The 20,914-nt window shown below is 56.0% G+C and carries 21 protein-coding genes and 1 other annotated feature; of the genes, 14 read left to right on the top strand and 7 right to left on the bottom strand.

The window, feature by feature from the left end; translation table 11 throughout:
- Positions 1-34 precede the first annotated feature (34 nt).
- A complete protein-coding gene (gene ettA, locus ACWKXT_RS18050) occupies positions 35-1,702 on the bottom strand; it encodes an energy-dependent translational throttle protein EttA (RefSeq protein ID WP_006810191.1) in 1,668 nt (555 codons plus the stop codon).
- Positions 1,703-1,929: 227 nt separating this feature from the next.
- Between ettA and sltY the strand changes: the two genes are divergently transcribed.
- The gene (gene sltY / locus ACWKXT_RS18045; protein ID WP_454533051.1) at positions 1,930-3,867 is read left to right on the top strand and encodes a murein transglycosylase; all 1,938 of its coding nucleotides are present in this window, start codon (positions 1,930-1,932) and stop codon (positions 3,865-3,867) included.
- A 55-nt stretch (positions 3,868-3,922) separates the two neighbouring features.
- Positions 3,923-4,252, top strand: a complete 330-nt coding sequence (trpR, locus tag ACWKXT_RS18040; RefSeq protein ID WP_080328985.1) for a trp operon repressor — start codon at positions 3,923-3,925, stop codon at positions 4,250-4,252.
- Here the strand turns inward: trpR and yjjX are convergent.
- Positions 4,243-4,758 carry an inosine/xanthosine triphosphatase gene (gene yjjX, locus ACWKXT_RS18035; RefSeq protein WP_454528396.1) on the bottom strand — a complete coding sequence of 172 codons (516 nt, stop codon included), beginning with the start codon at positions 4,756-4,758 and terminating at the stop codon, positions 4,243-4,245. The genes trpR and yjjX overlap by 10 nt on opposite strands.
- A gap of 49 nt (positions 4,759-4,807) precedes the next feature.
- Here yjjX and gpmB point away from each other — a divergent pair, with 49 nt between their 5' ends.
- Positions 4,808-5,455, top strand: a complete 648-nt coding sequence (gene gpmB / locus ACWKXT_RS18030) for a 2,3-diphosphoglycerate-dependent phosphoglycerate mutase GpmB (protein ID WP_454528395.1) — start codon at positions 4,808-4,810, stop codon at positions 5,453-5,455.
- On the opposite strand, the gene robA is transcribed toward gpmB, so the two are convergent.
- The gene (gene robA, locus ACWKXT_RS18025) at positions 5,452-6,321 is read right to left on the bottom strand and encodes an MDR efflux pump AcrAB transcriptional activator RobA (protein WP_454528394.1); all 870 of its coding nucleotides are present in this window, start codon (positions 6,319-6,321) and stop codon (positions 5,452-5,454) included. The two genes, gpmB and robA, sit on opposite strands and share 4 nt — an antisense overlap.
- Positions 6,322-6,532: 211 nt before the next feature.
- On the opposite strand from robA, the gene creA reads away from it, so the two are divergent.
- Positions 6,533-7,003, top strand: coding sequence for a protein CreA (gene creA / locus ACWKXT_RS18020; RefSeq protein ID WP_010427098.1), 471 nt, complete (start codon positions 6,533-6,535; stop codon positions 7,001-7,003).
- A 48-nt stretch (positions 7,004-7,051) separates the two neighbouring features.
- On the opposite strand, the gene arcA is transcribed toward creA, so the two are convergent.
- Positions 7,052-7,768 carry a two-component system response regulator ArcA gene (gene arcA, locus ACWKXT_RS18015; protein WP_003856501.1) on the bottom strand — a complete coding sequence of 239 codons (717 nt, stop codon included), beginning with the start codon at positions 7,766-7,768 and terminating at the stop codon, positions 7,052-7,054.
- Between the two features lie 95 nt (positions 7,769-7,863).
- Between arcA and yjjY the strand changes: the two genes are divergently transcribed.
- From yjjY to ACWKXT_RS17980, 7 genes are all read left to right on the top strand, one after another.
- Positions 7,864-8,004, top strand: a complete 141-nt coding sequence (gene yjjY, locus ACWKXT_RS18010; protein ID WP_001541509.1) for a YjjY family protein — start codon at positions 7,864-7,866, stop codon at positions 8,002-8,004.
- A gap of 399 nt (positions 8,005-8,403) precedes the next feature.
- Entirely contained in the window at positions 8,404-9,090 is a 687-nt protein-coding gene (locus tag ACWKXT_RS18005) for a tRNA/rRNA methyltransferase (protein WP_454528393.1), read from the top strand.
- A gap of 211 nt (positions 9,091-9,301) precedes the next feature.
- Complete coding sequence (thrL, locus tag ACWKXT_RS18000) at positions 9,302-9,370, top strand: thr operon leader peptide (RefSeq protein WP_015572623.1); 69 nt, start codon at positions 9,302-9,304, stop codon at positions 9,368-9,370.
- Positions 9,309-9,426, top strand: a sequence feature (Thr leader region). Its footprint overlaps the gene before it by 62 nt.
- 24 nt (positions 9,427-9,450) lie before the next feature.
- On the top strand, positions 9,451-11,913 hold the full coding sequence (thrA, locus tag ACWKXT_RS17995; protein ID WP_454528392.1) for a bifunctional aspartate kinase/homoserine dehydrogenase I: 2,463 nt from the start codon (positions 9,451-9,453) through the stop codon (positions 11,911-11,913).
- Position 11,914: 1 nt separating this feature from the next.
- Positions 11,915-12,844, top strand: coding sequence for a homoserine kinase (gene thrB / locus ACWKXT_RS17990; protein WP_010427087.1), 930 nt, complete (start codon positions 11,915-11,917; stop codon positions 12,842-12,844).
- A gap of 3 nt (positions 12,845-12,847) precedes the next feature.
- Positions 12,848-14,134, top strand: coding sequence for a threonine synthase (gene thrC / locus ACWKXT_RS17985; protein ID WP_454533050.1), 1,287 nt, complete (start codon positions 12,848-12,850; stop codon positions 14,132-14,134).
- A gap of 246 nt (positions 14,135-14,380) precedes the next feature.
- Positions 14,381-14,677, top strand: coding sequence for a DUF2502 domain-containing protein (locus tag ACWKXT_RS17980; protein WP_454528390.1), 297 nt, complete (start codon positions 14,381-14,383; stop codon positions 14,675-14,677).
- Between the two features lie 32 nt (positions 14,678-14,709).
- Here ACWKXT_RS17980 and yaaA read toward each other — a convergent pair whose 3' ends face one another.
- Together yaaA and ACWKXT_RS17970 are read right to left on the bottom strand one after the other, a co-directional pair.
- Positions 14,710-15,483, bottom strand: coding sequence for a peroxide stress protein YaaA (gene yaaA / locus ACWKXT_RS17975; protein ID WP_218728497.1), 774 nt, complete (start codon positions 15,481-15,483; stop codon positions 14,710-14,712).
- 66 nt (positions 15,484-15,549) lie between these two features.
- The gene (locus tag ACWKXT_RS17970; RefSeq protein WP_454533049.1) at positions 15,550-16,980 is read right to left on the bottom strand and encodes an alanine/glycine:cation symporter family protein; all 1,431 of its coding nucleotides are present in this window, start codon (positions 16,978-16,980) and stop codon (positions 15,550-15,552) included.
- Positions 16,981-17,242: 262 nt separating this feature from the next.
- Here ACWKXT_RS17970 and tal point away from each other — a divergent pair, with 262 nt between their 5' ends.
- From tal to ACWKXT_RS17955, 3 genes are all read left to right on the top strand, one after another.
- Entirely contained in the window at positions 17,243-18,196 is a 954-nt protein-coding gene (tal, locus tag ACWKXT_RS17965) for a transaldolase (protein ID WP_080328994.1), read from the top strand.
- A 109-nt stretch (positions 18,197-18,305) separates the two neighbouring features.
- Positions 18,306-18,893: a molybdopterin adenylyltransferase gene (mog, locus tag ACWKXT_RS17960; RefSeq protein WP_454533048.1), complete on the top strand. Its 588-nt coding sequence runs from the start codon at positions 18,306-18,308 to the stop codon at positions 18,891-18,893.
- A gap of 122 nt (positions 18,894-19,015) precedes the next feature.
- The gene (locus tag ACWKXT_RS17955) at positions 19,016-20,338 is read left to right on the top strand and encodes an MFS transporter (protein WP_454533047.1); all 1,323 of its coding nucleotides are present in this window, start codon (positions 19,016-19,018) and stop codon (positions 20,336-20,338) included.
- Here the strand turns inward: ACWKXT_RS17955 and satP are convergent.
- Entirely contained in the window at positions 20,315-20,881 is a 567-nt protein-coding gene (gene satP / locus ACWKXT_RS17950; protein ID WP_454528385.1) for an acetate uptake transporter, read from the bottom strand. The genes ACWKXT_RS17955 and satP overlap by 24 nt on opposite strands.
- Positions 20,882-20,914 lie beyond the last annotated feature (33 nt).

Genomic DNA, 20,914 nt, shown 5'->3' with positions numbered 1-20,914 from the left:
ATAAAAAACGGCAACCGAAGTCGCCGTTTTGCTTTTATTTCGCGATACGCTTGTACTTAATACGCTTCGGCTCCAGCGCGTCGGCGCCCAGCGTGCGTTTTTTGTACTCTTCGTATTCGGTGAAGTTACCTTCGAAGAACTCCACTTTACCTTCGTCCTGATAGTCCAGGATGTGGGTCGCGATACGGTCCAGGAACCAGCGGTCGTGCGAGATCACCATCGCGCAGCCCGGGAACTCCAGCAGGGCGTTTTCCAGTGCGCGCAGGGTTTCGATATCCAGGTCGTTTGTTGGTTCATCAAGCAGCAGAACGTTACCGCCCACCTGCAGCAGCTTCGCCAGGTGCAGACGACCACGCTCACCGCCGGACAGCTCGCCCACGCGTTTACCCTGGTCGGTGCCTTTGAAGTTAAAGCGGCCAACATAGGCGCGGCTTGGCATCTCGGTGTTGCCGATACGCATGATATCCAGACCGCCGGACACTTCTTCCCACACGGTTTTGCTGTTATCCATCGCGTCACGGAACTGGTCAACGGACGCCAGCTTCACGGTTTCACCCAGAGTGATAGAGCCGCTGTCAGGCTGCTCCTGACCGGACATCATGCGGAACAGGGTCGATTTACCCGCGCCGTTCGGACCGATGATCCCGACGATAGCGCCTTTCGGCACGGAGAAGGTCAGGTCGTCGATCAGCAGACGGTCGCCGTAGGACTTACGCAGGTTAGTCACTTCAACCACTTTATCCCCCAGACGTGCGCCAGGTGGAATAAACAGTTCGTTGGTTTCGTTACGTTTCTGGTATTCGGTGTTGTTAAGCTCTTCAAAGCGTGCCAGACGGGCTTTGCCCTTGGACTGACGGCCTTTCGCGCCCTGACGCACCCACTCCAGCTCTTTCTCGATAGACTTACGACGCGCCGCTTCCTGAGACGCTTCCTGCGCCAGACGCTGATCTTTCTGCTCCAGCCAGGAGGAGTAGTTGCCTTCCCACGGAATACCTTCGCCGCGGTCCAGCTCCAGGATCCAGCCGGCGACGTTGTCGAGGAAGTAACGGTCGTGGGTAATCGCCACAACGGTGCCTTCGAAGTCGTGCAGGAAACGCTCCAGCCACGCCACGGATTCTGCATCCAGGTGGTTAGTCGGTTCGTCGAGCAGTAGCATGTCTGGTTTTTCAAGCAGCAGGCGGCACAGCGCCACGCGGCGGCGTTCACCACCGGACAGGTTTGCGATTTTCGCATCCCAGTCTGGCAGGCGCAGGGCATCGGCCGCGCGCTCCAGCTGCACGTTCAGGTTGTGGCCGTCGTGCGCCTGGATAATCTCTTCATACTTACCCTGTTGTGCAGCAAGTTTGTCGAAGTCCGCATCCGGTTCGGCGTATTTGGCATACACTTCATCCAGTCCTTTCAGCGCGTTAACCACTTCGGACACCGCTTCTTCAACGGATTCGCGTACGGTGTGTTCCGGGTTCAGCTGAGGTTCCTGCGGCAGGTAGCCGATCTTGATGCCAGGCTGCGGACGGGCTTCACCTTCGATGTCTGTATCGATGCCGGCCATGATGCGCAGCAGGGTGGACTTACCGGCACCGTTGAGACCCAGAACACCGATTTTTGCGCCCGGGAAGAAGCTCAGCGAGATATTTTTAAGAATATGACGTTTCGGCGGGACAACTTTGCCGACACGATGCATGGTATAAACGAATTGAGCCACGTTGGACTTCGCCTCTTTTATCGTGATGAGAAGGAATTTCAGCCTCGAAGTGTAGCCTTTTTCACGCCCTAATCCCAGCCAGGAACGTCGGGAGTGTTAAAACGCGCAAGAAAGGTAAAAAAGTGTCCATGACGTGGCGCGTTGCAGGATGCCTGGTTAGCATAAGTGAATGCAACTTTGACGTGGCAAGACGCTGCAAATGATGAAAAAACAATGAGGAAGAGCTTGTGGAAAAAGCCAAACGGGTGGTCTGGCGTCTGCTGGCTGCCAGCGTATGCGTAATGGCGGTAAGCCAGGCGGTGCATGCCGATTCACTGGATGAACAACGTAACCGCTACGCCCAGATTAAACAGGCGTGGGACAACAAGCAGATGGATACCGTGCAGGCGCTGATGCCGACGCTGAAGGACTATCCGCTGTATCCGTATCTGGAGTATCGCCAGATCACTGACGATCTGATGAATCAACCTACCGTCACGGTGAATAACTTCATTCAGGCGAACCCGACCCTGCCTCCTGCGAGAAATCTCCAGTCTCGTTTTGTGAATGAGCTGGCGCGGCGTGAAGACTGGCGAGGGCTGCTGGCGTTTAGCCCTGAGAAGCCGAATACCACTGAAGCACAATGTAATTATTATTACGCCAAATGGGCGACCGGTCAGCAGGAAGAGGCCTGGGCCGGGGCGAAAGATCTCTGGCTGACGGGCAAAAGCCAGCCGAACGCCTGTGACTCGCTCTTTGGCGCATGGCGCGCGTCCGGCAAGCAGGATCCGCTGGCCTACCTTGAGCGCATCCGCCTGGCGATGAAAGCCGGCAACACGCGTCTGGTGACCGCGCTGGCAGGGCAAATGCCGTCCGATTACCAGACGATCTCCTCGGCGGTTATCGCCCTGGCAAACGATCCGAACAGCGTCCTGACCTTTGCCCGCAGCACGGGATCGACCGATTTTACCCGCCAGATGGCGGCGGTGGCCTTTGCCAGCGTGGCGCGCGACGATGTGGAAAACGCCCGGCTGATGATCCCGCAGCTGGTCCAGGCGCAGCAACTCAATGAGGAGCAAACCCAGGAGCTGCGCGACATCGTTGCATGGCGACTGATGGGCACGGATGTGACCGACGAGCAGGCGCGCTGGCGTGACGATGCGATCATGCGCTCAAACTCGACCTCGCTTGTTGAACGCCGCGTGCGCATGGCGCTGGGAACAGGCGATCGTCGCGGGCTGAATACCTGGCTCGCGCGTTTGCCAATGGAAGCCAAAGAGAAGGACGAATGGCGCTACTGGCAGGCCGATCTGCTGATGGAGCGCGGTCGTGAAGACGAAGCCAAAGATATTCTTCACTCACTGATGCAGCAGCGCGGGTTCTACCCGATGGCGGCGGCGCAACGGCTGGGCGAGGAGTACACTTTCCGTATTGATAAAGCGCCCGCGAACGCCAACCCGGCGCTGACGCAGGGGCCGGAGATGGCGCGCGTGCGCGAGCTGATGTACTGGAATATGGACAACACCGCGCGCAGCGAGTGGGCTAATCTGGTCACCAGCCGCACCACCGACGAGAAAGCCCAGCTTGCCCGCTACGCGTTCGATAATCGCTGGTGGGATCTGAGCGTGCAGGCGACGATCGCCGGGAAGCTGTGGGATCATCTCGAAGAACGTTTCCCGCTGGCTTACAAGGATCTGTTCGATCGCTACACCAGCGGCAAAGATATTCCGCAAAGTTATGCGATGGCGATAGCCCGTCAGGAGAGCGCGTGGAACCCGAAAGTCCGTTCCCCGGTGGGCGCCAGCGGTCTGATGCAGATTATGCCGGGCACCGCGACGCACACGGTGAAGATGTTTAATATTCCAGGGTACAGCAGCCCGTCACAGCTCCTGGATCCGGATACCAACATCAACATCGGTACCAGCTATCTCCAGTACGTGTATCAGCAGTTCGGTAATAACCGCATCTTCGCTTCAGCGGCGTATAACGCCGGGCCAGGCCGCGTGAGGACATGGCTTGGCAACAGCGCAGGGCGTATCGACGCCGTGGCGTTTGTCGAGAGCATTCCGTTCTCGGAAACGCGCGGCTATGTGAAGAACGTATTGGCCTATGACGCCTACTACCGCTACTTCATGGGGCAGAAAGATACCCTGATGAGCGATGCTGAGTGGCAGAGACGTTACTGATCGGCCCGGGTTGTGTTATGCTGTACTCGCTAATGAGTACAAGAGGCAGCATAACATGACCCAGCATTCCCCGTATTCCTCGGCAATGGCCGAACAGCGTCACCAGGAGTGGCTTCGTTTTGTGGAGCTGCTTCGTCAGTCTTACGATCAGGATTTGCACTTACCCCTCATGCAGCTGATGCTCACGCCGGACGAGCGCGAAGCGCTGGGCACAAGAGTGCGGATTATCGAGGAGTTATTGCGCGGCGAGATGAGCCAGCGAGAGCTGAAAAACGAGCTGGGCGCGGGCATTGCAACGATCACCCGCGGCTCGAACAGCCTGAAGTCTGCGCCGGTTGAACTGCGCCAGTGGCTTGAGTCAGTCTTATTGGGCGATCAACGATAAATGGCGTTATGAAACGGGCTTAACGCCAGGATCACCGCCTGATGGTAAACCCCTGAACGCGTGAGCTTACCCGCCGTAAAGACGCCAATCGCCCCTTCTTTTCGGCCAATCTCATCGATGCCGGTGTACTGCGACATCACCGGCCCGAGCGCTTCGCCTTCGCGCACTTTCTCCAGAATGATCTCCGGTAGCGGCAGGGTGGCCGAACGCGCTTCACCGCGCTGCTCTCGGCTTTCAATCACTACCCAGCTAAAGGTTGCGCCTTCGTCGATGCCCGCTTCAATGGCGACCCAAAAGTCAGCATTCGGGACAGCGGCTTTCGCATTCGCCACGCGATTTCGTGCGCCAGCGCGCGTTTCCTCGCTGCCAAACGGCTGTTCCGGCACACCGCTCTCGACGCCGACGGCCTCAATATGGCAGGATCCTGCGCCGAAGATCTCGTCAAATGCCCTTAGAATTGCCTGAATTTTGGCAGGATTAGTGGTAGCAGAGACAACATGGTGCATAATTAAGCTCGATTAAAAAAAACTCATCGCAGTATAACGGAAAAAAAGCATGTTACAGGTATACCTTGTTCGCCACGGTGAAACGCAGTGGAACGCCGAGCGACGTATTCAAGGCCAGTCAGACAGTCCTCTCACCGACAAAGGTGTGCAACAAGCGTGGCAGGTGGCAGAGCGTGCCAGAACGCTGGGTATCACTCACGTCATCTCCAGTGATTTAGGCCGCACGCAGCAGACGGCACGCATCATCGCCGATGCCTGTGGCTGCGATGTTATCCTCGAACCACGCCTGCGCGAGCTGAATATGGGCGTGCTGGAAAAACGCCCTATCGATACGTTAACGGAAACCGAAGAAGGCTGGCGTCGCACCCTGGTGAACGGTACCGAAGATGGCCGTATACCAGAAGGCGAATCCATGCAGGAGCTGAGCGTGCGCATGCATGCCGCGCTGGCGGAGTGTCTGAAGCTCCCGGCCGGAAGCCGTCCGCTGCTGGTGAGTCACGGTATTGCGCTGGGCTGCCTGGTGAGCACCATTCTGGGGTTACCGGCTTACGCCGAGCGCCGTTTGCGTCTGCGCAACTGCTCCATTTCCCGTATTGATTACCAGGAAAGCGCGTGGCTAGCGTCGGGCTGGGTGGTGGAGATGGCAGGGGACATTTCGCATCTCGATGCCCCTGCGCTTGACGAACTACAGCGTTAACGGCGGATAGGAATCAAGAATTCCATGCGCAGATTGATTGGGCCTTCTTCCGGTTTGGCATCCTGCGCCGGGTAGTAGCGCTCAATATCCTGACCTTTACGGCGGTTCAGATTCAGCATTGGCATGCAGGTCCCGTAAACGGTCAGGATAAACTCCTGAACCCCCGTACCCAGTCCTTCATACGAGAACATCACGTACTCGCCACCTTCCAGCATGACCGGCTTCGAGCCCTGAATGTAGCCATTCGCCAGTTCCGGCGTCAGCGCGGTGGTGTAGAACACCTCCTGCTCGTCGTCTTTTTCCTGGCTTGGGTGCGTTTCGTTCAGGCCGTACAGAATGGGCGGGATCCCCGGAGCGTGGCTCAGGAAATCGCGCCAGAACTGAACGCGCATTTGATGGCGGAACTCAGAAATTTGCTCCAGAGAGCAGGAGTAGCTCTGGGTCGTACCGATCAGATGGGTTTCCGGCAGGGTGACGATTTCGTATTTCGGCATCGCGAACTCGCCCAGACGCAGTGGCGGACGCATGCCAAACGAGCTCCAGTCCGGCGAGCGGCGATAGAGCGCGGGCGTCAGCGAGAACTGTTTTTTAAAGGCGCGGGTGAACGTTTGCTGCGAATCAAAACGGTACTGCAGGGCAATGTCCAGAATCGGACGTGCGGTCAGGCGCAAGGCCACCGCAGATTTTGATAAACGGCGTGCGCGAATATAGGCACCGATAGCATGACCGGTGACATCCTTGAACATCCTTTGCAGATGCCACTTGGAATAGCCCGCTTTAGCCGCCACATTATCCAGTGACAAAGGCTGGTCGAGATGACCTTCCAGCCAGGTTAGCAGGTCGCGAATAATTCCAGCCTGATCCATATACTATCCTCATCCTTAAAACAGCAGGTGCCTGATAACAGGTTAGCGGATAATAGCATTTTTTGATGTTTTAGCATTCAGTGTTTTTTTTGCGCATTAATGCCTTTTATGGCTCGTTTTGGGTGAATATATTCTAATGCTGTGATCTTGCTACATTTTTGTCTAAAGTGTTGAATAATCGCACAGTGTAATTTTAAAGAATGGTAACAATATGAAATACAAGACTTTGATCTTCACCGCGTTGCTGTTGATGGTTGGCCGCGCCGCGCAGGCAGAACAGATTGGTTCCGTCGATACCGTGTTTAAGATGTTTGGCCCGGACCACAAAATCGTGGTGGAGGCGTTTGACGATCCGGACGTGAAAAACGTCACCTGCTACGTCAGCCGCGCGAAGACGGGCGGTATTAAAGGCGGCCTGGGGCTGGCGGAAGATACCTCCGATGCGGCGATCTCCTGTCAGCAGGTGGGGCCGGTTGAGCTGAGCGATAAAATCAAGAACGGCAAAGCGCAGGGTGACGTGGTATTCCAGAAACGGACCTCGCTGGTGTTCAAAAAGCTGCAGGTGGTGCGTTTCTACGATGCCAAACGCAACACGCTGGCCTACCTGGCGTATTCCGACAAAGTCGTGGAAGGCTCACCGAAAAACGCCATTAGTGCGGTGCCGATTATGCCGTGGCATTAATAAAAAAACGGCGCAAATGCGCCGTTTTTTAATGCGTTAACTGCGGGATTACTCCTGCAGGTCACCGCAGAAACGGTACCCTTCGCCGTGGATGGTGGCGATGATTTCCGGCGTATCAGGCGTCGATTCGAAATGCTTACGAATACGACGGATGGTCACGTCTACGGTACGGTCGTGCGGCTTCAGCTCACGGCCGGTCATTTTCTTCAGCAGTTCTGCACGGGACTGAATTTTGCCTGGGTTTTCACAGAAGTGCAGCATCGCGCGGAATTCGCTGCGCGGCAGTTTATACTGCTCACCGTTCGGGCTAATCAGTGAACGGCTATTGATATCAAGTTCCCAGCCGTTGAATTTGTAGCTGTCAACGCTACGACGCTCTTCGCTGACCGTGCCCAGATTCATGGTGCGGGACAGCAGGTTGCGTGCACGAATAGTTAACTCGCGAGGGTTAAACGGCTTGGTGATGTAGTCATCCGCACCGATTTCCAGGCCAAGAATTTTATCAACTTCGTTATCACGGCCCGTCAGGAACATTAACGCGACGTTCGCCTGCTCGCGCAGTTCGCGCGCCAGAAGAAGACCGTTTTTGCCAGGCAGGTTGATATCCATGATCACCAGGTTGATATCATTTTCAGAAAGGATCTGATGCATCTCTGCGCCATCGGTCGCTTCAAAGACATCGTAGCCTTCTGCTTCGAAAATGCTCTTTAACGTGTTGCGTGTTACCAACTCGTCTTCAACGATAAGAATGTGCGGGGTCTGCATGTTTGCTACCTAAATTGCCAACTAAATCGAAACAGGAAGTACAAAAGTCCCTGACCTGCCTGATGCATGTCGCAAATTAACATGATCGGCCTAACGTGACTAAAGTACGTAATTGCGTTCTTGATGCACTTTCCATCAACGTCAACAACATCATTAGCTTGGTCGTGGGCACTTTCCCTTTGGACCCGACAGTGTCAAAAACGGCTGTCATCCTAACCATTTTAACAGCAACATAACAGGCTAAGTGACACCAGACACCCAATAAAACTACGCTTCGTTGACATATATCAAGTTCAATTGTAGCACGTTAACAGTTTGATGAAATCATCGTAGCCGAATGCTAGCCTTTGTCACAATTTTTCAATAAACCAACTAGTTGCGGACATTGATATATAAACGAAGTGAATCCAATCAGATTACGGTATTCATGTGGCTATTATCATTATAAAACATAAGGATAATAGACTCCTGTTAACATTCTAACTGATTGTTCAGACACAAAATAGTTTAGCGTCTTTAATTTGTTATGAAACGCTATTTCGGTGATTTGTGTTGCAAATTTGTAAATTCGCGCTGCGTAATATGTTGAAGCGCATCACATTTTTACCGGTTAACTGATTAAAAAGAGAGCATAAATGCATCTGTCGATTGTACTGGTCGCCCCAGCCAGAGCAGAAAATATAGGCGCTGCGGCGCGTGCCATGAAGACCATGGGTTTTACCGATTTGCGTATTGTGGACAGCACAGCGCACCTGGAGCCTGCCGCCCGCTGGGTGGCGCACGGTTCGGGCGATATTCTCGATAATATAACCACTTACGCGACACTTGCTGATGCGCTGCACGACATTTCGTTTACCGTAGCGACCACTGCGCGCAGCCGGGCGAAGTTCCATTACTACGCCACCCCGGCGGAGCTGGTGCCAATGCTGGAAGAGAAAAGCCAGTGGCTTGAGAGAGCCGCGCTGGTGTTTGGTCGTGAAGATTCCGGGCTGACCAACGAAGAGCTGGAGCTGGCCGACGTCCTCACCGGTGCGCCAATGGTCGCTGATTACCCCTCCCTGAATTTAGGCCAGGCGGTAATGGTCTATTGCTATCAATTAGCTTCCCTAATGCAAATCCCACAACCGCAGGCAGAAGCCGCCAACGAAAATCAGCTGGCCGCGCTTCGTGTTCGCGTAGAGAGTCTGTTATCGAGCCTTGGCGTCGCGGACGATCAAAAAATGGCCGACTGGCTGCAACAGCGACTCGGACGACTTGAGCAGCGAGACACGGCAATGTTGCATCGTTTGCTGCACGATATTGAAAAAAAATTGGCCGAGTAAAATGCTGTCATAACTTTTTACTATGGCGAAATAGTCTGTCAGGAAGGGTTGCGTCTGGGCGAATCGGATGAAAATAAATCGGCAAACAGAGGGGCGTGAGAGTCTGCGGAATTGTGATCAAATTAAAAATTCATTGACTTAAGGTGCCCGATCCTTTAACCCTAAAAGAATACAGCACAGACAGATAATAATGACAGAGTACACAACATCCATGAAACGCATCAGCATCACCACCATTACCACAACCATCATCATTACCACAGGTAACGATGCGGGCTGACGCGTACAGGAAAAACAAAAAAAAGCCCGCACCTGAACAGTGCGGGCTTTTTTTTCGGCTAAAGGAAACGAGGTAGAACCATGCGAGTGTTGAAGTTCGGCGGTACATCAGTGGCAAATGCAGAACGTTTTCTGCGTGTTGCCGATATCCTGGAAAGTAACGCCAGGCAGGGGCAGGTTGCGACCGTGCTCTCTGCCCCGGCAAAAATCACAAACCATCTGGTGGCGATGATTGAAAAAACCATCGGTGGCCAGGATGCACTCCCGAACATCAGCGACGCAGAGCGTATCTTCGCTGATCTACTGCAAGGGCTGGCAGAGGCGCTGCCTGGCTTCCCTCACGCTCAGCTCAAGTCCTTCGTTGAGCAGGAATTCGCGCAAATCAAACACGTCCTGCACGGCATCAGCCTCCTCGGCCAGTGCCCGGACAGCATCAACGCGGCGTTGATCTGCCGTGGCGAGAAGCTCTCTATCGCTATCATGGCCGGAGTGCTGGAAGCGCGCGGTCACAACGTTACCGTGATCAATCCGGTTGAGAAATTGCTGGCGACGGGCCACTACCTCGAATCCACCGTTGATATTGCCGAATCAACCCGCCGTATCGCCGCAAGCAAAATTCCCGCTGACCACATGATCCTGATGGCAGGCTTTACTGCCGGAAATGAGAAGGGCGAGCTGGTGGTGCTGGGCCGTAACGGCTCCGACTACTCCGCCGCCGTGCTGGCCGCCTGTTTACGCGCGGACTGTTGTGAGATCTGGACTGACGTCGACGGCGTTTATACCTGCGACCCGCGCCAGGTGCCGGACGCCAGGCTGCTGAAGTCGATGTCGTACCAGGAAGCGATGGAGCTTTCCTACTTCGGCGCCAAAGTGCTTCACCCGCGTACCATCTCCCCGATTGCCCAGTTCCAGATCCCTTGCCTGATTAAAAACACCGGTAACCCGCAGGCGCCGGGCACGCTGATTGGCGCCAGCTCTGATGAAGATGGTTTGCCGGTGAAAGGCATCTCCAACCTCAACAACATGGCGATGTTCAGCGTCTCCGGTCCGGGGATGAAGGGGATGGTCGGCATGGCGGCACGCGTTTTTGCGGCCATGTCCCGCAACGGTATCTCCGTGGTGCTGATCACGCAGTCTTCTTCCGAATACAGCATCAGCTTCTGCGTGCCGCAGGCTGACTGCCTGCGCGCCCGTCGCGCGCTGGAAGAAGAGTTCTACCTGGAGCTGAAAGAAGAGCTGCTGGAGCCGCTCTCGATTCAGGAGCGTCTGGCGATTATCTCTGTGGTCGGCGACGGCATGCGCACCCTGCGCGGTATCTCCGCCAAATTCTTTGCCGCGCTGGCGCGGGCCAATATCAATATCGTGGCGATTGCCCAGGGCTCGTCCGAGCGTTCAATTTCCGTTGTCGTGGATAACGATGACGCTACTACCGGCGTACGCGTGGTGCACCAGATGCTGTTCAACACCGATCAGGTCATTGAGCTGTTCCTGGTGGGTGTCGGCGGCGTCGGCGGCGCGCTGCTGGAGCAGGTGAAGCGCCAGCAGGAGTGGCTTAAGAAGAAACATATCGACCTGCGCGTCTGCGGGATTGCCAACTCCAGAGCGCTGTTGACCAACGTCCACGGTCTTAACCTGGAAAACTGGCAGGCGGAGCTGGAAGAGGCGAAAGAGCCGTTCAATCTGGGCCGTCTGATCCGTCTGGTGAAGGAATATCATCTGCTTAACCCGGTGATTGTCGACTGTACCTCAAACCAGGCGGTAGCCGATCAGTACGCCGACTTCCTGCGCGAAGGTTTCCACGTGGTGACGCCGAACAAAAAGGCCAACACCTCGTCGATGGATTACTATCACCAGCTGCGTCTGGCGGCGAGCAAGTCGCGCCGCAAGTTCCTGTACGACACCAATGTCGGCGCGGGGCTGCCGGTTATTGAAAACCTGCAGAACCTGCTCAACGCGGGCGACGAACTGCAGCGTTTCTCCGGGATTCTCTCCGGCTCGCTGTCGTTTATCTTCGGCAAGCTGGATGAAGGGATGAGCCTGTCGGAAGCGACCCGCGCCGCGCGCGAGTTGGGCTATACCGAGCCGGATCCGCGTGACGATCTCTCCGGTATGGACGTGGCGCGTAAGCTGCTGATCCTGGTGCGTGAAACCGGCCGCGAGCTGGAGCTTTCGGATATTGTGATTGAGCCGGTGCTGCCAGCAGAATTTGATGACAGCGGTGACGTCGAGGCCTTTATGGCCAGGTTGCCGCAGCTTGACGATGCGTTTGCTGCGCGCGTTGCGAAAGCCCGTGATGAAGGTAAGGTATTGCGCTATGTTGGCAACATTGAAGAAGATGGCGTGTGCCGGGTGAAGATTGCCGAAGTGGATGGCAACGACCCGCTGTACAAAGTCAAAAACGGCGAAAACGCCCTCGCGTTTTACAGCCACTATTATCAGCCATTGCCGCTGGTGCTTCGCGGCTATGGCGCAGGGAACGATGTTACGGCGGCGGGTGTGTTTGCCGATCTGCTGCGTACCCTGTCATGGAAGTTAGGAGTTTAACATGGTCAAAGTTTATGCCCCGGCTTCCAGCGCCAATATGAGCGTCGGATTTGACGTGCTGGGTGCGGCGGTGACGCCGGTGGATGGTTCGCTGCTGGGCGATACGGTAACGGTGGAAGCGGCTGACAGCTTTAGCCTGAATAACGTGGGCCGCTTCGCCAGCAAACTGCCGTCTGAGCCGCGCGAAAATATCGTCTATCAGTGCTGGGAACGCTTCTGTCAGGAGATCGGTAAAAACGTGCCGGTCGCCATGACGCTGGAAAAAAGCATGCCGATTGGCTCGGGGCTGGGCTCCAGCGCCTGCTCGGTGGTCGCCGCGCTGGTGGCGATGAACGAGCACTGCGGCAAGCCATTGAATAATAGCCGTCTGCTTGGGCTGATGGGCGAACTGGAAGGGCGCATCTCCGGCAGCATTCATTACGATAACGTTGCGCCGTGCTTCCTCGGCGGTATGCAGCTGATGATCGAAGAAAATGGCATCATCAGTCAGCAGGTGCCAGGGTTTGATGAGTGGCTGTGGGTGCTGGCCTATCCGGGCATTAAGGTCTCTACCGCAGAAGCGCGTGCGATCCTGCCCGCGCAGTATCGTCGTCAGGACTGCATCGCCCACGGACGTCATCTGGCGGGCTTTATCCACGCCTGCTACACCCGTCAGCCGCAGCTGGCGGCTAAGCTGATGAAAGACGTCATTGCCGAGCCGTACCGCACGAAGCTGCTTCCGGGCTTTAACGAGGCGCGACAGGCATCGATGGATATCGGCGCGCAGGCGTGCGGCATCTCCGGCTCCGGCCCGACGCTGTTCGCCTTATGCGATAAGCCAGACACCGCGCAGCGCGTGGCGGACTGGCTCTCTAAACACTACCTGCAAAATCAGGAAGGCTTTGTTCATATTTGCCGTCTGGACACGGCTGGCGCACGAGTACTGGGATAATTAATGAAACTCTACAACCTTAAAGATCATAACGAGCAGGTCAGCTTCGCGCAGGCGGTAACTCAGGGGCTGGGCAAAAACCAGGGGCTGTTTTTCCCGCATGACCTGCCGGAATTTCAGCTGACCGAGATTGATGAACTGCTGAAGCAGGACTTTGTCACCCGCAGCACCAAAATTCTCTCTGCGTTTATCGGCGACGAAATCCCGCAGGAGCTGCTGGAAGAGCGCGTGCGTGCGGCGTTTGCTTTCCCGGCGCCGGTGAAGCAGGTGGAGCCTGACGTTGGCTGTCTGGAGCTGTTCCACGGCCCAACCCTGGCGTTTAAAGACTTCGGCGGCCGCTTCATGGCGCAAATGCTGACCCACATCAGCGGCGACAAACCGGTGACCATCCTGACCGCCACCTCCGGCGATACCGGTGCGGCGGTGGCACACGCGTTCTACGGCCTGAAAAACGTCCGCGTGGTGATCCTCTATCCGAAAGGCAAAATCAGCCCGCTACAGGAAAAACTGTTCTGCACCCTCGGCGGCAACATTGAAACCGTAGCGATCGACGGCGATTTCGATGCCTGCCAGGCGCTGGTCAAGCAGGCCTTCGACGATGAAGAGCTGAAGGCCGCGCTGGGGCTGAACTCTGCCAACTCCATCAACATCAGCCGTCTGCTGGCGCAGATCTGCTACTACTTCGAAGCGGTTGCGCAACTGCCGCAGGAAGCGCGCAATCAGCTGGTGGTTTCGGTACCAAGCGGTAACTTCGGTGACCTGACCGCGGGCCTGCTGGCGAAATCCCTGGGTCTGCCGGTGAAGCGTTTTATCGCCGCCACCAACGCCAACGACACCGTGCCGCGCTTCCTGAAAGACGGGAAGTGGGCGCCAAACGCGACGCAGGCAACGCTCTCCAATGCCATGGATGTGTCGCAGCCAAACAACTGGCCGCGCGTGGAAGAACTCTTCCGTCGTAAGGTGTGGCGTCTTGGTGACCTGGGCTACGCAGCGGTGACGGATGAAACCACCAAAGCCACTATGCGCGAGCTGAAAGCGGTGGGGTACACTTCTGAACCGCACGCGGCGATTGCGTACCGTGCGCTGCGCGACCAGCTTAACCCGGGTGAATATGGCCTGTTCCTGGGCACCGCGCATCCGGCGAAGTTCAAAGAGAGCGTGGAAGAGATTCTGGGTGAAACGCTGCCGCTGCCAAAAGAGCTGGCCGAGCGTGCCGACCTGCCGCTGCTGTCGCATGAGCTGCCGGCGGACTTTGCCGCGCTGCGTAAGCTGATGATGGCTCGAGCGTGATTTTTGTCGGGTGGCGGCTACGCCTTACCCGACCCACAACGGCTCAGAACGTAGGCCGGGAAAGGCGAAGCCGCCACCCGGCTTTTTTATGGAGAAATTAAGGAGAAAAACAGCAGGAAAAAAGCAGAAATTCCCAATAAATGCGGTCACTTAGCGTTTAGGATTGCAGAGAATAACATCCCCCGTTCCCCTCGCGTACTCTCCTTACATCGGCCCACGTTGGGCAAGAAGAATAAGGAGTCACCTGTGTCTACACTGAAACCTGCACTCATCGCGCTTTCTCTGGTGCTGGTCGCCCCTATGGCGGTACAGGCATCTGAAATTACTCTCGTACCTGCGGTAAAATTGCAGATTGGCGATCGGGACAATAGCGGGCATTACTGGGACGGTGGCCGCTGGCGCGACCACGACTGGTGGAAGGCGCATTATGACTGGCGCGATAACCACTGGCGTCCACATGACGAGCATCGCGAACGTGACCACCATCATGACGACCATCGCCATGACGATCATCGTCCGGGCCCGGACTGGAAGCACCATTAACGCAAAACCCCGCCAGATGGCGGGGTTATGTTTTACTGCTCGTGGCGCTTAAATACCAGCTCCCCTTTCCCTGACGAGGCCTCGTCAAAGAAATAGCCATCGGTGTTGAATCCGGTTAACTGCTCCGGCTTCGTCAGGCGGTTCTGGATGATGTAGCGGCTCATCAGGCCGCGCGCTTTCTTGGCGTAGAAGCTGATCACCTTGAACTTGCCGTTCTTCTCGTCGAGGAACACCGGCTTGATAATTTCCGCCTCCAGCTTTTTCGGTTTCACCGACTTGTAGTACTCATCGGATGCCAGGTTAATCACCACATTATCGCCCTGGGCGTGCAGCGCCGCGTTCAGCTTGTCGGTGATGATGTCGCCCCAGAAATGGTACAGGTCTTTGCCTTTGGCGTTTTCCAGGCGAATGCCCATCTCCAGACGATACGGCTGCATCAGATCCAGCGGGCGCAGTACGCCATACAGACCCGACAGCATGCGCAGATGCTGCTGGGCAAAATCAAAGTCGGCTTCGCTAAAATCTTCCGCCTGCAGGCCGGTGTAGACATCGCCTTTAAACGCCAGAATTGCCTGGCGAGCGTTGGCGGGGGTGAAATCCGGGTGCCATTCGTGGAACCGGGTCGCGTTCAGGTCTGCCAGCTTATCGCTGATGCTCATCAGCGAGGCGATTTGCGGCGCAGAGAGCTTGCGCGCTTCGCGGATCAGCTGTTGCGAGTAGTCCAGCAATTCTGGCTGGGTATAGCGCTCGGTGGCGAGTGGGCTCTGGTAGTCGAGCGTTTTTGCAGGTGAAATCAGAATCAGCATATCCAGTCCTTGCAGGAAATTTAGAGCGACTTTAACAAAAAATCGCCCTGAATTGATCGATAGCTGTTATTGCCGGGGCAAATCATCCCAGGTGCCGGGAGCAAGTTGAGACGCAATTTCGGGATAGCGTGCGGCATCAAATACCGGCGGCACGCCGAGCTTGCGCTGGCGAAGGTAATCCCTGGCAATAAGCGTCACTACGGGCGAGAGCAGCAGGATCGCCGTCAGGTTAGTGATGGCCATTAACGCCATAATGACATCTGCCAGCTGCCAGACCAGCGGCATGGTGAGAAGGGCACCCGCGAGCACCATCAGGATCACACCCAGGCGAAGCAAGATGATGACAGGACGAGAGTCAAATCTCAGGAAAGTGAGGTTATTTTCGGCGTACAGGTAATTCACCACGATCGAACTGAAGGCAAACAGCATCAGAATGAGCGAGACAAATCCCGAACCCCAGCCGCCGGTCAGGTTCACCAGCGCCTGCTGGAGAAGCTGTATTCCGTCGATATCCGAGTTATGCGCCACCGGACCGGCCAGCAGAAGGATCATGGCGCTGGCAGAACAGATAATAACGGTATCCATAAACACGCCTATCATCTGCACGATACCCTGCGCAGCCGGGTGTGGCGGCCAGGAAGAGGCGGCCGCAGCGGCGTTGGGAGTGGACCCCATTCCGGCTTCATTGGAGAACATGCCCCGTTGAAATCCCGCCATCAGAGCCTGGCTCAGGGTATAGCCCAGCGCGCCTGACGCCACTTCACGCCAGCCAAAGGCGCTTTTAAAGATGGTTGCAATGACGTCCGGAACCTGGTCAACATGCAGTGCAGCGACGACCAGACTCGCGGCCACCCAGAGCAGCGCCATAATCGGAACCAGCCACTGCATCAGGCGGGCGATGCCTTTAAGGCCGGTAGATATGGTGAGCAGTACAACGAGGGCTAAAACGCTGCCGGTGAGCCACTCCGGGCAGGAGAAGGCATAGCGGAGGGCATGGGCGACCGAGTTTGACTGCACGGTATTAAAAATAAGACCGTACGCGAGGAGTAAAAAAAGCGAGAACAGAACGCCCATCCAGCGCATCCCTAAGCCACGGGCCATATACCAGGCCGGGCCGCCGCGAAACTGGCCGTTTCTGTCTTTCTCTTTGTAGAGCTGCGCCAGCGAACTTTCGGCAAAGGAGGTGGCCATCCCGAGTAGCGCCGTCACCCACATCCAGAACACCGCGCCTGGCCCGCCAGCGCTGATGGCCAGCGCAACGCCCGCCAGGTTGCCGCTGCCGAGTCGTGCCGCCAGGCTGGTACAGAGCGCCTGAAACGACGTTAATCCGCCCGGCTGGGGCGTGACGCTGTTTTTCAGACTTCTGCCAAATTTGCGAATATAGCGAAACTGGATAAACCCACTGCGTAGCGTAAACCAGATACCTGCTCCCAGAAGCAGGTAGATCATTATCGAACCCCAGAGGACTTCGTTAATAAAGAAAAAGAAATCAGGCATTAACGTCCCTCTTGTTGATGCCAGCGTGAATATGTAAGCGCTACCACTGATTGGGTATGCTGTTGCTTAGCAGCCTGTTAATACGCTGAGTTTATCATACTCTGCCTAAGCGCACTGTCTGCGGTTGCGCTACCCCTCCGTCGTGTTATCATCAGGGCAGACCGGTTACATCCCCCTAACAAGTAAACCTGTCATTTTTCCGCTGCAGGCATGCTGTCGGTAGCGTGAATTATCCAGGGCACGTTAAAAGAGAAACACTATCATGACGGATAAATTGACCTCCCTTCGTCAGTTCACCACTGTCGTAGCTGACACCGGAGATATCGCGGCAATGAAGCTGTACCAGCCGCAGGATGCCACAACTAACCCTTCTCTGATCCTTAACGCCGCACAGATCCCTGAGTATCGCAAACTGATTGACGACGCAGTGACCTGGGCGAAAGCGCAGAGCAACGACCGCGCGCAGCAGGTTGTGGATGCTACCGACAAGCTGGCAGTGAACATCGGTCTGGAAATCCTGAAGCTGGTTCCTGGCCGTATCTCTACTGAAGTGGATGCACGTCTCTCCTACGACACCGAAGCGTCTATCGCCAAAGCGAAACGTCTGATCAAAATGTACAACGATGCTGGCATCAGCAACGATCGTATCCTGATCAAACTGGCTTCAACCTGGCAGGGCATTCGCGCCGCTGAGCAGCTCGAAAAAGAAGGCATCAACTGTAACCTGACCCTGCTGTTCTCCTTCGCGCAGGCGCGCGCATGTGCAGAAGCTGGCGTATACCTGATTTCTCCGTTCGTGGGCCGTATTCTGGACTGGTACAAAGCCAACACCGACAAGAAAGAGTACGCGGCGTCTGAAGATCCAGGCGTGATTTCCGTGACTGAAATCTATGAATACTACAAACAGCATGGCTATGAGACCGTGGTTATGGGCGCAAGCTTCCGTAACGTTGGTGAAATCATCGAACTGGCTGGCTGTGACCGTCTGACCATCGCCCCTGCGCTGCTGAAAGAGCTGGCGGAAAGCGAAGGTGCTATCGAGCGTAAACTGTCCTACACCGGCGAAGTGAAAGCGCGCCCTGAGCGCATCACTGAATCCGAGTTCCTGTGGCAGCACAACCAGGACCCAATGGCCGTAGACAAACTGGCGGACGGTATCCGTAAGTTTGCTATCGACCAGGAAAAACTGGAAAAAATGATCGGCGACCTGCTGTAATCATTCTGCGTGACCGGGCTCCCGGTCACGCCTCTTCCCCTGCCTCTGTCTGAATGTCCTCTCTGCGTGTATCATTCCCATTAATCAGTACTTTTTGAATGGAATGGATATGAATACCTTACGCATCGGCTTAGTGTCGATTTCTGACCGCGCCTCCAGCGGTGTTTATCAGGATAAAGGCATCCCCGCTCTGGAAGCGTGGCTTGGCAGCGCGCTGACCACCCCGTTCGAGATCCAGACTCGCCTGATCCCCGACGAGCAGCCGATCATTGAGCAGACCCTGTGTGAGCTGGTGGATGAGATGAGCTGTCACCTTGTATTGACCACGGGCGGAACCGGCCCCGCGCGTCGCGACGTGACGCCGGACGCGACGCTGGCGATTGCCGACCGCGAAATGCCGGGCTTTGGTGAACAGATGCGCCAGATCAGTCTACACTTTGTCCCGACGGCCATTCTCTCCCGCCAGGTGGGGGTGATCCGCAAGCAGGCGTTGATCCTTAATCTGCCGGGCCAGCCGAAGTCGATCAAAGAGACTCTGGAAGGGCTGAAGGCGGAAGACGGCAGCGTCATCGTGCACGGCATCTTTGCAAGTGTACCGTATTGTATACAGCTGCTTGACGGTCCCTATGTGGAAACCGATGAGAAAGTGGTAGCAGCTTTTCGTCCGAAAAACGCACGCCGCGATACAATCTCCTGAAATTAACAAATATGTGACATTAGCTGAAGTGGCGATAGCGTGGTAAAGCTTTTACGGTATAGTAATTTTTTCTTTACGATTGCTGTAAAAATATATCCACAACACACGCATAATGGTTCGCTATGTCACATAACACCCGACCTCTGAATCGTCAGGACTACAAAACCCTCACGCTCGCCGCTTTAGGCGGCGCGCTGGAGTTTTACGACTTCATCATCTTTGTTTTCTTCGCTGCCGTAGTGGGAGAGCTCTTCTTCCCGGCAGATATCCCGGAATGGCTGCGTCAGGTGCAGACCTTCGGCATTTTTGCCGCCGGGTATCTGGCGCGTCCGCTGGGCGGCATTATCATGGCCCACTTTGGCGATCTGGTCGGGCGTAAGAAAATGTTTACCCTCAGCATCCTGCTGATGGCCGTCCCGACGCTGGCCATCGGCCTGCTGCCCACCTATGCCTCTATGGGCATTCTTGCTCCGTTGCTGCTGTTGCTGATGCGCGTCCTTCAGGGCGCGGCGATTGGCGGTGAAGTGCCGGGCGCGTGGGTGTTTGTCGCGGAGCATGTTCCTGCCCGCCGTATCGGCATCGCCTGCGGAACCTTAACGGCGGGGTTGACCGTCGGGATCCTGTTGGGGTCGGTGGTGGCGACGATAGTCAATACCAGCATGACGCAGCAGGCCGTGCACGACTGGGGCTGGCGTATTCCGTTCCTGCTGGGCGGGGCGTTTGGTCTGGTGGCAATGTACCTGCGCCGCTGGCTGCAGGAGACGCCGATTTTCCTCGAAATGCAGCAGCGTAAAGCGCTGGCGCAGGAGCTGCCGGTCAAAGCCGTCGTGGTGCGTCATAAAAAAGCGGTGGTGGTGTCGATGCTGCTCACCTGGCTGCTTTCGGCAGGCATTGTGGTGGTGATTTTGATGTCGCCGGTGTGGCTGCAAAAGCAGTACGGTTTTGCACCCGCCGTGACGTTACAGGCGAACAGTATCGCGACAATCATGCTTTGCGTTGGCTGTCTGGCCGCCGGACTGGCGGCGGATCGCTTTGGTGCCAGCGTAACCTTCATCGTCGGCAGCCTGCTGCTGGCGGGATCAAGCTGGGCATTTTACCACCTGGCGGGCAGCCATCCTGAACAGCTGTTCTTGTTGTACGGTGTGGTAGGCCTTTGCGTGGGCGTCGTCGGCGCGGTGCCGTACGTGATGGTGCGCGCCTTCCCGCCGGAAGTGCGTTTCACCGGGATTTCGTTCTCTTACAACGTCTCATATGCCATTTTTGGCGGTCTGACGCCTATTGCCGTCACCGTGTTGATGGGCGTGTCGCCGATGGCGCCAGCCTGGTATGTGCTCGCACTTTCGCTGATGGGGCTGGTATTAGGATTATGGCTTCGTCAGGCGGGGGAATGTCGTGCCCGAGAGGCGGGCACGACAGAGGGATCAGTGTTTTTCACCAACAGGTAAAATGGTGCGGTCAAACTGCTCGTTCAGCACTTCACCCATGGCCAGGTAGATAGCGCTTGCGCCGCACACCAGGCCAATCCAGCCTGCAACGTGAACGATGCCTTCGTTATCCGCCAGGTGGCCAATCGCCAGCAGGGCGAACAGCACGGTCAGGCTCAGGAAGACGAACTGCAGCGCGCGGTTACCTTTCAGGGTACCGAAGAACATGAACAAGGTGAATACGCCCCACAGACCCAGGTACACGCCCAGGAAATGGGCGTTTGCCGCGTCTGCCAGACCCATTTTAGGCATCACCAGAATGGCAACCAGGGTCAGCCAGAACGAGCCGTAAGAGGTGAAGGCGGTTAAGCCGAAGGTGTTGCCTTTCTTATATTCCAGCAGGCCCGCGAAGATTTGCGCGATACCGCCGTAAAAAATGCCCATCGCCAGGATAATGCCATCCATCGGGAACATCCCGATGTTGTGCAGGTTCAGCAGGATGGTGGTCATGCCAAAACCCATCAGGCCCAGCGGAGCCGGATTAGCCAACTTAGTGTTGCCCATAAGTCCTCAAAAAAAATCATCATTAATATGGTG

Source organism: Enterobacter sp. UPMP701 (assembly GCF_053709515.1).
The sequence above is the reverse complement of the archived record's forward strand: the minus strand, read 5'-3'. Positions and strand labels throughout refer to the sequence as shown.